Origin of the sequence: Microcella indica (genome assembly GCF_013414345.1) — a bacterium.
Classification (GTDB): Bacteria; Actinomycetota; Actinomycetes; order Actinomycetales; family Microbacteriaceae; genus Microcella; species Microcella indica.
Window position 1 is genome coordinate 35,485 of record NZ_CP058670.1, and the last position, 14,300, is coordinate 49,784.

The following is a 14,300-nucleotide window of genomic DNA, read 5'->3' on the forward strand; positions in this document are numbered from 1 at the left end:
TGCTAGCGTGCGCGAATGGCGCGCATCCTCTCCGTGGCCCCAGCGCTGCCGGATCACGAGCACGCCCAGGAGGAGATCACGGCGGCGCTCGCCGCGGGGATGACCGAGGACGACCGCACGCGCTCGGTCATGGAGCGCATCCATGCCTCGAGCGGCATCCGCACCCGGCACCTCGCTCTGCCGCTCGACGAGTACCGGGGCCTGGGCGGCTTCACCGAGACCAACGAGCTCTTCGTCGAGCACGCCCTGCCGCTCGCGCAGCGCGCTGTGCGGGTCGCCCTCGAGGAGGCGGGTGTGGGCGTCGACGACGTCGACCACCTGTTCTTCACGACCGTGACGGGGCTCGGCGCCCCCTCCCTCGACGCGCTCCTGGCGACGAGCATGGGCTTTCGCTCCGACCTGCGGCGGGTGCCGAGCTTCGGGCTCGGCTGCGTGGCGGGAGCCGCGGGCATCGCGCGCGTCGCCGACTACCTGGCCGGCCACACCGAGGGAGTCGCCCTGCTCGTGAGCGTCGAGCTGTGCTCGCTCACCCTGCAGTGGGACGACCACTCGATGGCGAACGTCGTCGGCACCGGCATCTTCGGCGACGGCGCGGCGGCCGTCGTCATGGTCGGCGACGAGCATGCCCTCGCGACCGGGCGCAGCACCGCGCTGCCGCGCGTCGTCGGCAGCCGCAGCGCCCTCTACCCCGACAGCGCCGAGATGATCGGCTGGCAGATCGGCAGCGCGGGCTTTCGCCTCATGCTCGCGGCGGGCGTGCCCGCGCTCATCGGCGGCCACTTCGCGGCCGGCGTCGACGAACTGCTCGCCGAGCGGGGCTGGCAGCGCGACGACATCGACGTGTGGATCGCCCACCCGGGCGGGCCCCGCGTGCTCGAGTCGTTCGCAGACTCCCTCGAGCTCGCGCCCGCGGCGCTCGACATCAGCTGGGGTGTCATGGAGCGCACGGGCAACATGTCGTCGGCGGCCGTACTGCACGTGCTCGCGGCCGTCGGAGAGCGGCCCGCCGGAGACCGCGCCCTTCTCTTCGCCCTGGGCCCCGGGGTCACCGCCGAGCTCGTGCTGCTGGAGTGGTCGTGAGCGTCGTCCTGTACGTCGGCCTGGTGCTTCTCACCGGCATCGAGCGCCTCGTCGAGCTCGTCATCTCGAAGCGCCATGCGGCCCTCGCCTTCTCGCGCGGCGGCGTCGAGCACGGTCTCGGACACTTTCCCGCCATGGTCGTGCTGCACACGGGGCTCCTCCTCGCGTGCATCGCCGAAGTCGTGCTCCTCGACCGCCCGTTCCTCGGCGCGGTCGGCTGGCCCATGCTCGTCATCGCCCTGCTGTGCCAAGCCGGCCGCTACTGGGTCATCTGGGCGCTCGGCGAGCAGTGGAACACGCGCGTCATCGTCGTGCCCGGCGCGACCCGCGTGACGCGCGGGCCGTACCGCTGGCCGTGGCTGCGACACCCCAACTACTGGATCGTCGCGATCGAGGGCATCGCGCTGCCTCTCGTGCACTCCGCGTGGATCACGGCGCTCGTCTTCACGGTGCTCAACGCGATCCTGCTCCTGGGCTTCCGCATCCCCACCGAGAACCGCGCGCTCGCCGCTCTGCGCGAGAGCTGAATGCACGCCGACCTCGCGATCGTCGGCGGCGGGCCGGTGGGCCTCGCGCTCGCGCTCGAGGTGCACGCGCGCGGCCTCACGCCGGTCGTGCTCGAGCCGCGGGAGGGTCCGATCGACAAGGCCTGCGGCGAGGGGCTCATGCCGGGAGCGCTCGCGGCCCTCGGCACGCTCGGCGTCGACCCGGTGGGGCACCCGATCGCGGGCATCCGGTATCGGGATGCGCGCCGGGAGGTCGCCCACCGCTTCGCGGGCGCCCCCGGTCGCGGAGTGCGCCGGCTCGTGCTGCACGCGGCACTGCGCGAGCGCGTCGAGGCGGCGGGCATCGAGGTGCGTGCCGAGAAGGCGGAGGAGATCGCGCAGGACGACGCGGGAGTGACGGTGAACGGGATGCGCGCCCGCTGGCTCGCGGGGGCCGACGGCCTGCACTCCCGCGTGCGCGAGCTCGCCGGCCTGCAGTCGCGTGCGCCTCGGGGGCGTTCGCGTGCACCGCGCTTCGGGCTGCGGCGCCACTACTCGATCGCCCCGTGGAGCGACCTCGTCGAGGTCACCTACCTCGACGACGCCGAGCTGTACGTGACGCCCGTCGACGAGCGCACCGTGGGCGTCGCGGTGCTGGGCGGGAAGCCCGCCGACCTCGACGCGACGATCGCGCGGGCGCCGGAGCTGCGCGCGCGACTGGACGGGGCCGCCCCGGCGAGCGAGCTGCGCGGGGCGGGAGCGCTGCGGCAGCGCAGCACGGCGCGCACGGCGGGGCGCATCGCGCTCGTGGGCGACGCCTCGGGCTACGTCGACGCGCTCACCGGGGAGGGCCTGCGCGTCGGCTTCGCGCAGGCGAGCGTGCTCGCCGACCGGCTCGCCGCCGACGACCTGCCCGGCTACGAGCGGGCGTGGGCGCGCGCGACGCGCGACTTCCGCGTGCTCACCGCGGGCCTGCTCGCGGCGGCGACGTCACCGGCGCGCGGCCTGATCGTGCCGACGGCCGCGCGCCTGCCCAGCGTCTTCGGCGCGGTCGTGGAGCGTCTCGCGCGCTGAGCGGCCTGGGCTTTCCGTTGCCCGAGCGCTCTGGCCCGGGGGTCAGAGGCCGAGCAGGGCGCGCAGCTCCTCCACGTCGTGGGCGATCGCGCGGGCGTGCTGGTGCTCCTCGTCGTCGCCGTAGCCCCACGTCACGGCGATCGTCGGGATGCCGTGCACCGCGGCCCCCTCGATGTCGTGGATGCGATCGCCGATCATGACGGGGCGGCTGAGGTCGGCATCCATGGCCCGCAGTCGCACGAGCGCCTCGGCCACGACGTCGGCCTTCGCGCTGCGCACCTCGTCCTCGGAGGCGCCCGTGATGATGTCGAAATGCTCGGCGATCGTGAAGTGCTCGAGCATGAGCGTCGCGGGAGTCTCCGGCTTCGAGGTCGCGAGACTGAGCGGGATGCCCGCCTCGGCGATGTCGCGCACGAGCAGCCCCATGCCGAGGTAGAGGGTCGAGTCGTAGGCGCCGCGGTCGAGGTAGCGCTCGCGGTACACCTCGAGGGCACGCTCGCGCTGCTCGAGGGTCAGGCCGGCGCGGTCGCGGAACGAGTCGAGCAACGGTGGGCCGACGTACCGGAGGAGCTCCTCGGGCGGGGGCACGGGCATCCCGAGCTGGGTGAAGGTCCACGCGAGCGTGTCGGTGATGCCGGGGGCGGAGTCGGTGACCGTGCCGTCGAGATCGAGCAGGATCGCCGAGTAGTGGGGCATCCCGCCAGCCTAGAGCGCCCGAGCCGAGGCCCCCGCGTTCGGGGGTGCCCCGCATTGGGGTCGCGAATTCAGTTCATATTCTCGATACCGTCGGGGAACGCGCGCACGTCGCAGTACGCCGTCCACGGGGGAGGGCACGGCGTGGCGCGGTGGCCGCACGAGCGGCTGCAGCAAGGGGGAACAGCACCATGCGCACCACCACGTCGACCCACGGGGGGCGCCGACGTCGGCAGCACCTCGGGCTCCTCACGTCCACCGGCCTCATCGCGGCGCTCGTCGCCTTCCCTGCCACGGGCGCGAGCGCGGCACCGTCCGTCTCGAACAGCGGCTCGCCCGCCTCCTACACAGAGCAGGAGCCTCCCGTGCCGGTGGCGGAGAACGTCACCATCACGGGCGGAACCGCCTATGCGGGGGAGTACCTCGACTTCACCGTCGACAGCGGAACCTCGTACGAGTCGCTCTCACTCATGACGACCGGTAGCGCATCGACGGCGAACGGCGTCATCTCGATCGTCGGCACCGCGGTGTACCTCGGCAACGGCTCCACCGCCGACCCGGTCGGCTCCGTCGACCCTGTGCGCAACGGGCAGAACGGCCAGCCTCTGCGTGTCAACTTCACGAGCGAGTTCACCAACCCCAGCTTCGAGACCTCGACCCTCACGGGCTGGACGACCATGAACCAGCGCATCGACCTCGGCGTGACCTCCATCGCCGGGCGCGTGCCGACCGACACCTCGACCTACCCCGGCAACACGCCGAACCAGGACAACAACGTTCCGGACACTCTCGGCTCCTACAACGCCTACATTCAGAGCTCGCAGGCCAGCCAGGGCGGCTACGCTCTGCGCCTCGAATCGTCGGGCATCTGGACGAGGCAGGGGTGCGACGTCGTCCACGGCCCCGCCGTGTACAGCGACCCCTTCGAGTCGGGCGCAGGCGACTCGATCTACTTCGACTGGCGGGCCTTCGCCGGTGACGACGATTATCACGTCTTCGGCTACATCGTGGATCAGAACGGCACGCAGATCGAGGTGCTCGACGCGACCGGAGGCGGCAACACCGCGTGGACGACGAAGGAGACGGTGATTCCGAATTCGGGCACGTACCTCTTCGTCTTCGTCTCCGGAACCTACGACGCCACGTGCGGTCAGGCCGCAGGAGCCTCGCTCTACATCGACAACGTTCGCGTCTTCGGCACCAAGGTCAACGACACCGTCGTGCAGGACATCGCGCGCAAGCTGCAGTACGAGAACCAGTCGGACAACCCCCCGACGAGCCGTACCATCACGATCGCGGCGAAGAGCAACTCGACGGGAATCGGCACCGGCCAGGTCTCGGTCGACATCACGCCCGTGGACGACGCTCCGACCTTCGTCGACCCGGCGCCGTCGACCTTCACGAACGCCGAGGGCCCCGAGACTCGCACGCCGCTCACCGGCACCCTGCTCGCGACCGACCCCGAGGACGACCCCCGCACCTACTCGCTCACGGGCGGCACCGCCGAGGTCGTGACGATCGGTGAGCAGGAGTACACCGAGTACGTCACCGGCGAGTACGGAACACTGCGCCTCGACTCCGCCAGCGGCGCCTACCTGTTCGAGGCGCACGACGACGCCATCGATGCGCGCCTCATCGACGACGAGGAGGTCTTCGCAGCGAGCGTCGACGCGCTCGGTCTCACGGACGCCGGTCAGATCACGCTGCGCGTCTCGGTGCCCGACACGGCACCCGGCTCCCCGACGCTCCTCGCCGCCTCGCCGCGTCCGGAGTCGGCGGCGCTCAGCTGGACGGCGCCTGAGTGGCTCGGAGGCTCGGAGATCAGCGGCTACCGCATCGAGGGCGCTGCGAACGGAGGGGCCTGGCAGACGCTCGTCGCCGACACCGGCAGCGCGAGCACCGAGCACACGGTCAGCGGCCTTACCAACGGCGTGCCCATGTCCTTCCGGGTCTCGGCGATCAACGCGACCGGCACCGGTGCGCCGTCGAGCACTGCCGAGGCCACCCCCGTCGATGTACCGGGCGCGGCGAGCGACGTCGCGGCCTCACCGGACGATCGATCTCTCACGGTCACCTGGTCGACCCCGGCCGACACGGGAGGCCTGCCGATCCTCGGCTACCGCGTGCAGATCTCGACCGACGGCGAGGAGTGGACGACCGCTGTCGACGACACCGAATCGACCGCCACGACCTTCGCGATCGGGGAGCTCGAGAACGGCACTCCCTACACCGTGCGCGTCATCGCGCTCAACGCCGAGGGAGCCGGTCCCGCGTCGACGGTGGCCACGGCGACCCCGCGCACCGTGCCGGATGCTCCCCTCGACCTGGCCGCGGCGCCGGACGACGAGGCGGTCGACCTCAGCTGGACGGCACCGCTCGAGGACGGCGGCAACCCGGTCAGCGGGTACCGCATCGAGTCGACGACGGACGGCGAGACCTGGAGCGTCGTGGTCGCCGACACCGGCTCCACCGACACGACGCTCCGTGTGGCAGGTCTCACGAACGGCGAGTCCCTCACGTTCCGCGTCTCGGCACTCAACGAGGCGGGTGACGGTGCCCCGAGCGGCACGGCGACCGCGACGCCGCGCACCGTGCCGGACGCACCCGGTATCGACGGGGTCGACCCGGGCAACCGCAGCCTCATCCTCACGGTCGCGGCACCTGCCTTCGACGGCGGAGCGCCGATCACCGGGTACGAGTTCTCGATCGACGACGGCGTCATGTGGTCGAGCGCAACGATGGATGACACCGGCCTGCGGGTGCAGGCCTGGGGCCTGACGAACGACGTCGAGCACAGCATCCTCATCCGTGCCGTCAATGAGGCGGGTCCCGGCGCGGCGAGCGATCCTGCGACGGGAACCCCCGAGGTTCGGCCTGTGTACGACGGCGGCGGGCTCGTGCCCGAGATCCCGACGACGCCGCCCGGCACCGGCACACTGCTCGTCGACGGCGTGCCGCAGGAGGTCGTGATCACCGTCGACGGCGACACCACGACGATGACGGGCGAGGGGTTCACGATGACGCTCACCGCGTACGACGCCGACGGCGGCAGCTTCCCCGTGGATGCCCAGGGCAGGCTCATCGTGACCGAGGACGGCTCGGTGCGGGTCTCCGGAAGCGGATTCCTGCCCGGCAGCACCGTCGACGTGTGGCTGTTCTCGACACCGCACCTGCTCGGCGAGCTCCTCGTCGACTCGGGCGGCCGCTTCTCGGCGACCCTTCCGCTGCCCGGCGGCATCGCGGTCGGAGAGCACACGATCCAGCTCAACGGCGTCGCCGCGGGCGGCGAGGTGCGCAGCCTCACGACCGGCATCGTCGTCATGGCGACCCCGGCGGCCGCACTCGCCTCCACGGGCGCGGCAGCATCGGAGTCGGCGGCGCTGGGCATGGTCGCCCTGCTGCTGCTCGGCACGATGCTCGTCGCGGTCGGGCGCCGCCGTACCGCCGTGCGAGCGTGATCACTCGCTCGGATTGACCTCGTTTCGACGGAGTGCCTCGGCTCAGAAGAGCCGGGGCACTCCGTCGTCGAGGCCGCGCATCGCGTCGTAGTCGAGCAGCAGGCAGCGGATGCCGCGGTCCTCGGCGAGCGTGCGCGCCTGCGGCGTGATCTCCTGAGCCGCGAACACTCCCGTGACGGGAGCGAGCAACGGGTCGCGGTTCATGAGCTCGAGGTAGCGCGTCAGCTGCTCGACGCCGTCGATGCCGCCGCGGCGCTTGATCTCGACGGCGACGGATGCTCCGCTCGCGTCGCGCGCGAGGATGTCGACCGGGCCGATGGCCGTCATGTACTCGCGGCGCACGAGAGCGTGGCCCTCGCCGAGCAGCTCGATGTGCTCGGCGAGGAGCTTCTGCAGGTGCGCCTCCACGCCGTCCTTCTGCAGGCCCGGATCGAGCCCGAGGTCGTGCGCCGTGTCGTGCAGAACCTCGTGGATGCTCACGACCAGCAGGTCGGCGGTCTTGACGTGCGTGACGCGCCACAGCTCGACCACGCCGGCCTCGGCCTGGTCGTCGTCTGGCTGCTCGATCGCGAGCGTGCACGGCGGGCTCATCCAGTTGAGGGGCTTGTAGCTGCCGCCGTCGGCGTGCACGAGCAGGCTGCCGTCGTTCTTGAGCATCAGCAGGCGCGTCGCGAGAGGCAGGTGCGCGCTCAGTCGGCCCGCGTAGTCGACGGAGCAGCGGGCGATGACGAGACGCATCCGTTCAGCCTACGGTTGTCGGGCCCAGAGGCCCGGGCGGCGCTCCTCGATGACGGAGCCCCCACCGTCGACGACGATGAGCTGCCCCGTCACGTAGCTCGCGCCCGGGGAGGCGAGCCACGCGATCGCGCTCGAGACCTCCTCGGCGGTGCCGCTACGGCCGAGCGGCACGAGCTCGCCCTCCTCGGCCTCCTGCGGCAGCTGCGAGCCCGTCGCGATCCACCCGGGAGCGACGGCGTTGACCGTGATGCCGCGGCGCGCCTCGTCGACCGCGAGCGCCCGGGTGAAGCCGAGCACCCCGGCCTTGGCGGTCGCATAGCCGAGGTCGTCGCGCGCGGCCTGCACGGCACCCGTCGTCGAGGCGACCGACACGATGCGGCCCCAGCCGGCGTCGCGCATGCCCGCGACGACCGCACGCGTGACGAGGAAGACGCTCGTGAGATTGACGTCGACCGCGCTGCGCCACTCCTCCACACTCATGCCGATGTCGCCCCGCGGCATCTCCTCGCCGGTCGCCACCATGCCGGCGTTGTTGACGAGGATGCTCGGCGCGCCCACCGCCTCGACGACGGCTCGCACGGCCGCGATCGCGGCGGCCTCGGTCTCGAGCCGCGCGACGACGCCGACCGCGTTGAGGCCCTCGTCGTGCAGCTCGGCGACCCGGGCCTCGATGCGCTCGGTCGTCGCCGTCATGGCGACGCGGGCACCCCGCTGCGCGAGCGCGCGGGCGGTGGCGAAGCCGATGCCGCTGGGTGATCCGCACCCCGTGACGAGCGCCGTGCGGCCGCTCAGATCGAGGTCGAGCGGCAGGGCGGAGTGCGAGCGGGGCGAACCTGTCATGGGCTGAGGCTAGTGCGGGGCATCCCGAACCGGTGTCGCATGCCGGGATGCGCCGCGCTCGCGCGCGGCCGGCGTCGCGACGAAGGCGACCGCGATGAGCACGAGCACCACCCAGAAGGCGTTCAGCAGGCCGAACTGCTTGCCCAGGAAGCCGAGGAGGGGCGGCCCGACGAGGAACGCGAAGTAGCCGACCGTCGCGACCGCGGCCACGCGCGCCGCCGCCTTCGACGGCTCGTCGGCCGCCGCCGACATGCCCACGGGGAAGCCGAGCGACGCCCCCAGGCCCCACGCGAAGATGCCGATGCCCGCCGCCACCGGGTGGTCGACGAGGATGAGCAGCGCGAGGCCGACCATGGCGAGGAGCGCGCTCGCGCGCAGCACCGGCACACGGCCGAAGCGGTCGAGCACCCACACGCCCGCGATGCGACCGGTCGTCATCGCTGTCGCGAAGACGCCGAAGGCCAGGGCGCCCGTCGCCTCGTCCGCACCGCGGCCGTCGACCATCGCGAGGGCGAGCCAGTCGTTCGCGCTGCCCTCCGCGAACGCCATGCCGAGCACGATCGCGCCGATGATGAGCGTGCGCGGCTCGCGCCAGATCGCCATGCGCTCCGCGAAGGTCGAGCGCTCGGGGCCTGGTCCGTCATCGTCGAGCCCCGGCAGTGCGCGATGGCGGGGAAGATGCCGGACGGCGAGAATGCTCGCGATGAGACCGAGCGCGGCCATGCCGAGCAGGTGGGCGTCGAGGCCCACACCGATCGCCGCGAGCCCGGCGGCCGCGGCGGCGCCGACGATCGTGCCGAGGCTCCACGAGGCGTGGAACCAGGGCATGATGCTGCGACCCTGCGCCTGCTCGACGCCCGCGCCCTCGACGTTCATCGCGACGTCGATGATGCCCGTCGTCGCCCCGAACAGCACGAGCGCCACGAGGACGAGCGGGTAGGAGCCGAAAGCCGCGGAGCCGATGCCGAGCAGGGCGATCGACCCCATGCTCACGACGAGGCCGACCAGGAGCGTCGCGCGCGTGCCGATGCGGGCGATCACGTGGGAGGAGCCGAGGAGGCCCGCGATCGACCCGACCGCCATGCCCGCGATGAGCACCCCGAACTCGTCGGTGCGCACCTGCAGCGCATCCCGGATCGCCGGCGTGCGCGCGAACCAGCTCGCCATGGCGAGACCGTTGATCGCGAAGACCACGAAGACCGCGAGACGCCAGGCGGCGAGGCTCGGGCGGCCCGGGCGCGCTGTGCGGGAGGAAGGGGTGGCGCTCACTGCGACCTTTCGTGGGAGGGACTGCGGTGGTGAGGTGCGCAGGTCGAGAGATGACGCTACCAGCGGTGCCTTACCGCGCTCGGCGCGGAACACCTCACACCTGCACTGTCAAGGGGGTGCCGCGATTCGACGCTCGGTGGAAACGTGACAGTGGTCCGCACGAACGCTCCACGACACGAAGAGAGGTTCACCATGGGAATCGACGACAAGGCGCAGAACAAGGGCGAAGAACTCGGCGGCAAGGCCAAGGAAGCCGCGGGCAAGCTCACCGACGACGAGCAGCTCGAAGCGGAAGGCAAGGCCGACCAGGCGAAGGCCAACCTCAAGCAGGCCGGTGAAGAGGCCAAGGACGCCTTCAAGAACTAGGTCGTGAGTCCCGTCACGATCCATCCTGTGCCGCGCGCCCTCATTCCCAGAGTGAGGGCGCGGGCGCCCAGGTACACGAGCGTGAACGCCCCCAGAAGCAGCTCGAGCGAGGTCACGAGCGGGAGCACCGCCGCATAGGCCGCCAGGTTGAGCACGCCCGTGAGGGCGAGATACCGCCCGTCACCGGCGCCGATGAGCACGCCGTCGAGCACGAACACCACTCCGGCGAGCGGCAGGCCGAGCGCGAGGATCGCGACGGCGAGCGGCAGGGCATCCCGCACCGCGGCATCGGAGGTCATCGCGACCTGCAGGAGGGGGATGCTCGCGAGGAGCACCCCCGTGAGCGCGAGGCCGACGACGAGCCCCCAGCCGACGAGCCGCCGGGTGATCGCGTGGACGCGCGGCACGTCGGCAGCGCCGAGACCGCGCCCGATGAGCGCCTGACCCGCGATCGCGAGGGCGTCGAGCGCGAGCGCGAGGAGCGCGTAGAGCGCGAACCAGACGTGGGTCGCCGCGAGCTCGACCGTGCCGAGCGAGGTGGCGACGACGACGGTGGCGACGAGGGCGATGCGCAGGCTCAGGGTGCGCACGAGCAGCCACGAGCCGGCCCGCGCAGCAGCGAGCAGGCCGACGCGACTCGGGCGCAGGGGCGCCGTCGCGGCCCGGGCGCGGCGCACCACCGCCGCGACGAGCACGATCGCCATGCCCCACTGCGCGATGACGGTGCCGATCGCCGAGCCGACGATGCCCAGACCGAGCCCGTAGATGAGCACGGCGTTGAGGGCGATGTTCGCGCCGAAACCCACTGCGGCCACGAAGAGGGGAATGCGCACCTCCTGCAGTCCGCGCAGCGCCCCTGTCGCGGCGAGCACGAGGAGCATGCCCGGGATGCCCCACCACGCGACAGCGAGGTACTGCCCGCCCGACGTCGCGACCGCGGGCTCCGCGCCGAAGAGCCCGACGAGCCAGGGGCTCAGCGGCAGCATGACCAGCAGCAGCGCCACCCCGAGCCCGAGCGCGAGCCACAGGCCGTCCACGCCGGCCGCGTGCGCGCCGCGCTCGTCTCCCGCACCGATCCTCCGCGCCACGATGGGCGTCGTCGCGTAGGCGAGGAAGATGAGCAGGCCGATCGCGGTCTGCAGGATCGTGCTCGCGAGCCCGAGACCCGCAAGCGGCTCGGCACCGAGGTGGCCGACCATCGCCGTATCGGTCAGCACGAAGAGGGGCTCGGCCACGAGCGCACCGAGCGAGGGGAGCGCGAGCCGCACGATGTCGCGGTCGAGAGCTCGGGAGGCGCGCACGCCCTCACGCTACCGCCGGCGATATTCGTCATGGTCTGCCAAGGCGAGCGCGACTACGCTCAATCCTCGTGACTGACGCCTCCGCCAGCGGCATCGACCGCGCAGAACTCGACCCAGACATCCGACCGCAGGACGACCTGTTCCGTCACGTGAACGGGCTGTGGCAGGCGCGCACGCCCATTCCCGCCGACAAGGCCCGCTACGGCTCGTTCATGATCCTCGCGGAGGAGGCGGAGAAGGCGGTGCGCACGATCATCGAGGAGGCGCAGCTCGCCGAGCCCGGCACTCCCGAACGCAAGGTCGGCGATCTGTTCTCGAGCTTCATGGACGAGGAGCGCATCGAGGCGCTCGGCGCCGCCCCGCTGGAGCCTCTGCTCGCGCAGGTCGAAGCGGTGGCCGATCTCGAGGGCCTTCTCGCGACGACGGGGAGCCTCGAGCGGCAGGGTGCCCGAGGCTTCGTCCAGCTGTTCGTCGACACCGATCCGGGAGACCCCGAGCGCTACATCGTGCTCGTCGAGCAGGGCGGGCTGGGGCTGCCTGACGAGTCCTACTACCGCGTCGACGCGCACGAGGCGACGCGCACCGCCTACCTCGCCCACATCGAGAGGATGCTCGCGCTCGCGGGCCTCGACGACCCGGCCGCCCGTGCCGAGCGCGTCATGTCGCTCGAGACCGCGCTCGCCGGCCACCACTGGGACAACGTGCGCAACCGCGACGCTCAGGCGACCTACAACCTGCGCACGTGGGCCGAGTGGGCCGGTGCGGCCGAGGGAGTCGCCCTCGACGCGTGGCGCGAGGGTTACGGGATTCCGGCGACGGCGCTCGCCGAGGTCGTCGTGCGCCAGCCCGACTACACCCCCGGCCTCGCGGCCGAGCTGACCGGGCGCCCGCTCGAGCAGTGGCAGGACTGGCTGCGCTGGTCGATCGTGCGGTCCTTCGCCCCCTACCTCTCGGCGGCGTTCGTCGAGGCGAACTTCGACTTCTACGGCCGCACCCTCACGGGAGCGCAGGAGCAGCGGGCGCGCTGGAAGCGCGGCGTCGGCCTCGTCGAAGGAGCGATGGGCGAGGCGGTCGGCGCCGCCTATGTCGAGCGGCACTTCCGCCCCGAGGCGAAGCAGGAGATGGACGCCCTCGTGGCGACGCTCGTGGAGGCCTATCGGCAGAGCATCACGACTCTCGAGTGGATGACCCCGGCCACGCGCGAGAAGGCTCTCGAGAAGCTCGAGCGCTTCACCCCCAAGATCGGCTACCCCGTGCGCTGGCGCGACTACGGCTCGTTGGAGATCTCACCAGACGATCTGCTCGCGAACGTGCGTGCGGCGGGCGAGTTCGAGTTCCAGCGCGAGCTCGGCAAGGTGGGCAAGCCCATCGACCGTGACGAATGGTTCATGACCCCGCAGACCGTCAACGCGTACTACAACCCCGGCATGAACGAGATCGTCTTCCCCGCTGCCATCCTGCAGTACCCCTTCTTCGACGCCGAGCGGGATGCTGCGGCCAACTTCGGCGCGATCGGCGCGGTCATCGGGCACGAGATCGGGCACGGCTTCGACGACCAGGGCTCGCGCTACGACGGCGACGGCCGGCTGCTCGACTGGTGGACGGAGGAGGATCGCGCCGCCTTCGAGAAGAGAACCGCCTCCCTCATCGGTCAGTACGACGCGCTCGAGCCGCGGGAGACCCCCGGCCACCACGTGAACGGCGCCCTCACCATCGGTGAGAACATCGGCGACCTCGGCGGTCTCGGCATCGCATGGAAGGCCTACCTGCTGTGGCTCGACGGCGCGGTGCCCCCGGTGATCGATGGCCTCACGGCAGCTCAGCGATTCTTCCTCTCCTGGGCCCAGGCGTGGCAGATCGCCATCCGGCCGGAGGAGGCACTGCGCCTGCTCTCCATCGACCCGCACTCTCCGAACGAGTTCCGCTGCAACCAGATCGTGCGCAACATCGACGCCTTCTACGATGCGTTCGACGTCACCCCCGCGGATGCTCTGTGGCTCGCCCCCGAGGAGCGCGTGACCATTTGGTAGATCTGCCCCTGACGCGCACGCCGGGAGCCCACGCGGGCTCCCCTCCGGCGGCGCGCCACCGGGCGGATCAGAGGGAGCCGGGGTTTCGAGCGTCGTACCGTGCCCTCGGGGCCGTCGCTCTCGAAGGTGCGAGGGTCTCGGTTGCCGTGAGCGATCTCGCGACAGGCGGGAGCGTCTTCGCCGTCGACGAGCGCATCGTCCTCCCCACCGCCTCCGTCGGCAAGATCCTGCTGCTCATCGAGGTGAGCGCGCGTCTCACGGAGCGCTCGGTCTCGGACTTCGCGATCATCGACCGCGTCGACGGCGACGCGGTGGCAGACAGCGGACTCTGGCGGCATCTGCAGGCGCCAGCCTTCCCGCTCGGCGATCTGGCGGCGCTCGTGGGGGCGACGAGCGACAATCTCGCGACGAACGCGCTGCTGCGCCAGATCGGCCTGCCGGCGGTGCGCGCGCGCTCGGAGAAGCTCGGGCTCGCCCGCACGGCGCTGCTCGATCGGGTGCGCGACGAACGCGGCCCCGACCACGCTCCGCAGCTCTCCGTGGGCTCGACCGCCGAACTCGCGTGGCTTTTCCACGCTCTCGCCCACGGCCACATCGTCGACGAGGAGACGAGTCAACGGGTGCTCGGGTGGCTCTCGCTCAATGCCGACCTCTCCCTCGTCGCGGGGTCGTTCGGGCGAGACCCGCTGGCGCACCGAGGCGTCGAGCACAACACCTGGATGGTCAACAAGACCGGCACGGACGCAGGCGTGCGCTCGGAGGCGGGTGTTCTGCGGGGCCCGCGCGCCGGGGTCTCCTACGCGGTGTCCGTGCACTTCGAGGACACCGACCTGGGTCGGCGACTGCGCGTGATCGACGCCCTGCGCACCTTCGGGCTCGACCTGCTCGAGTACGTGCACTGAGGTTTCATCATGCCTCTCCCCAGTCCTGGGGTAGACAAGTCTGTTCAGGCTGTCCCCCAAAGGG

At 71.6% G+C, this 14,300-nt stretch carries 12 protein-coding genes; 7 read left to right on the forward strand and 5 right to left on the reverse strand.

The window, feature by feature from the left end; genetic code table 11:
* The first annotated feature begins 15 nt into the window (after positions 1–15).
* The 3 genes from HUJ41_RS12680 to HUJ41_RS00185 are packed head-to-tail and all read left to right on the forward strand — an operon-like array spanning position 16 to position 2,639.
* Positions 16–1,080, forward strand: a complete 1,065-nt coding sequence (locus HUJ41_RS12680; RefSeq protein WP_191151316.1) for a type III polyketide synthase — start codon at positions 16–18, stop codon at positions 1,078–1,080.
* The gene (locus tag HUJ41_RS12685; RefSeq protein ID WP_246299256.1) at positions 1,077–1,607 is read left to right on the forward strand and encodes an isoprenylcysteine carboxyl methyltransferase family protein; all 531 of its coding nucleotides are present in this window, start codon (positions 1,077–1,079) and stop codon (positions 1,605–1,607) included. Before HUJ41_RS12680 ends, HUJ41_RS12685 begins: the two co-directional genes overlap by 4 nt.
* Complete coding sequence (locus HUJ41_RS00185) at positions 1,608–2,639, forward strand: NAD(P)/FAD-dependent oxidoreductase (RefSeq protein WP_179872856.1); 1,032 nt, start codon at positions 1,608–1,610, stop codon at positions 2,637–2,639. It abuts the gene before it with no gap.
* A 42-nt stretch (positions 2,640–2,681) separates the two neighbouring features.
* Here HUJ41_RS00185 and HUJ41_RS00190 read toward each other — a convergent pair whose 3' ends face one another.
* Complete coding sequence (locus tag HUJ41_RS00190; protein WP_179872857.1) at positions 2,682–3,335, reverse strand: HAD hydrolase-like protein; 654 nt, start codon at positions 3,333–3,335, stop codon at positions 2,682–2,684.
* Between the two features lie 188 nt (positions 3,336–3,523).
* On the opposite strand from HUJ41_RS00190, the gene HUJ41_RS00195 reads away from it, so the two are divergent.
* Complete coding sequence (locus HUJ41_RS00195) at positions 3,524–6,790, forward strand: fibronectin type III domain-containing protein (RefSeq protein WP_179872858.1); 3,267 nt, start codon at positions 3,524–3,526, stop codon at positions 6,788–6,790.
* A gap of 42 nt (positions 6,791–6,832) precedes the next feature.
* Here HUJ41_RS00195 and nucS read toward each other — a convergent pair whose 3' ends face one another.
* Genes nucS through HUJ41_RS00210 form a run of 3 tightly spaced genes read right to left on the reverse strand, consistent with a single transcriptional unit; the run spans position 6,833 to position 9,637 of the window.
* Positions 6,833–7,528, reverse strand: a complete 696-nt coding sequence (nucS, locus tag HUJ41_RS00200) for an endonuclease NucS (protein WP_179872859.1) — start codon at positions 7,526–7,528, stop codon at positions 6,833–6,835.
* Positions 7,529–7,537: 9 nt separating this feature from the next.
* Complete coding sequence (locus tag HUJ41_RS00205) at positions 7,538–8,368, reverse strand: SDR family NAD(P)-dependent oxidoreductase (protein WP_179872860.1); 831 nt, start codon at positions 8,366–8,368, stop codon at positions 7,538–7,540.
* Between the two features lie 9 nt (positions 8,369–8,377).
* The gene (locus HUJ41_RS00210) at positions 8,378–9,637 is read right to left on the reverse strand and encodes an MFS transporter (RefSeq protein WP_218925617.1); all 1,260 of its coding nucleotides are present in this window, start codon (positions 9,635–9,637) and stop codon (positions 8,378–8,380) included.
* A gap of 192 nt (positions 9,638–9,829) precedes the next feature.
* Between HUJ41_RS00210 and HUJ41_RS00215 the strand changes: the two genes are divergently transcribed.
* Positions 9,830–10,003 carry a CsbD family protein gene (locus HUJ41_RS00215; protein WP_179872861.1) on the forward strand — a complete coding sequence of 58 codons (174 nt, stop codon included), beginning with the start codon at positions 9,830–9,832 and terminating at the stop codon, positions 10,001–10,003.
* On the opposite strand, the gene HUJ41_RS00220 is transcribed toward HUJ41_RS00215, so the two are convergent.
* Positions 10,000–11,304, reverse strand: a complete 1,305-nt coding sequence (locus HUJ41_RS00220; RefSeq protein WP_179872862.1) for an MATE family efflux transporter — start codon at positions 11,302–11,304, stop codon at positions 10,000–10,002. The two genes, HUJ41_RS00215 and HUJ41_RS00220, sit on opposite strands and share 4 nt — an antisense overlap.
* Positions 11,305–11,372: 68 nt before the next feature.
* Here HUJ41_RS00220 and HUJ41_RS00225 point away from each other — a divergent pair, with 68 nt between their 5' ends.
* Both HUJ41_RS00225 and HUJ41_RS00230 read left to right on the forward strand, forming a co-directional pair.
* Entirely contained in the window at positions 11,373–13,334 is a 1,962-nt protein-coding gene (locus tag HUJ41_RS00225) for a M13 family metallopeptidase (protein WP_179872863.1), read from the forward strand.
* On the forward strand, positions 13,298–14,236 hold the full coding sequence (locus HUJ41_RS00230) for a serine hydrolase (RefSeq protein WP_489137752.1): 939 nt from the start codon (positions 13,298–13,300) through the stop codon (positions 14,234–14,236). The genes HUJ41_RS00225 and HUJ41_RS00230 overlap by 37 nt, the downstream gene beginning before the upstream one ends.
* Positions 14,237–14,300: the final 64 nt, after the last annotated feature.

Excerpts from the sequence above, each read along its gene's own strand:
- HUJ41_RS00215 (WP_179872861.1), top strand. The coding sequence starts at position 9,830 with ATGGGAATCGACGACAAGGCGCAGAACAAGGGCGAAGAACTCGGCGGC.
- HUJ41_RS00195 (WP_179872858.1), top strand. The coding sequence starts at position 3,524 with ATGCGCACCACCACGTCGACCCACGGGGGGCGCCGACGTCGGCAGCAC.
- HUJ41_RS00185 (WP_179872856.1), top strand. The coding sequence starts at position 1,608 with ATGCACGCCGACCTCGCGATCGTCGGCGGCGGGCCGGTGGGCCTCGCG.
- HUJ41_RS12680 (WP_191151316.1), top strand. The coding sequence starts at position 16 with ATGGCGCGCATCCTCTCCGTGGCCCCAGCGCTGCCGGATCACGAGCAC.
- nucS (WP_179872859.1), bottom strand. The coding sequence starts at position 7,528 with ATGCGTCTCGTCATCGCCCGCTGCTCCGTCGACTACGCGGGCCGACTG.
- HUJ41_RS00190 (WP_179872857.1), bottom strand. The coding sequence starts at position 3,335 with ATGCCCCACTACTCGGCGATCCTGCTCGATCTCGACGGCACGGTCACC.
- HUJ41_RS00205 (WP_179872860.1), bottom strand. The coding sequence starts at position 8,368 with ATGACAGGTTCGCCCCGCTCGCACTCCGCCCTGCCGCTCGACCTCGAT.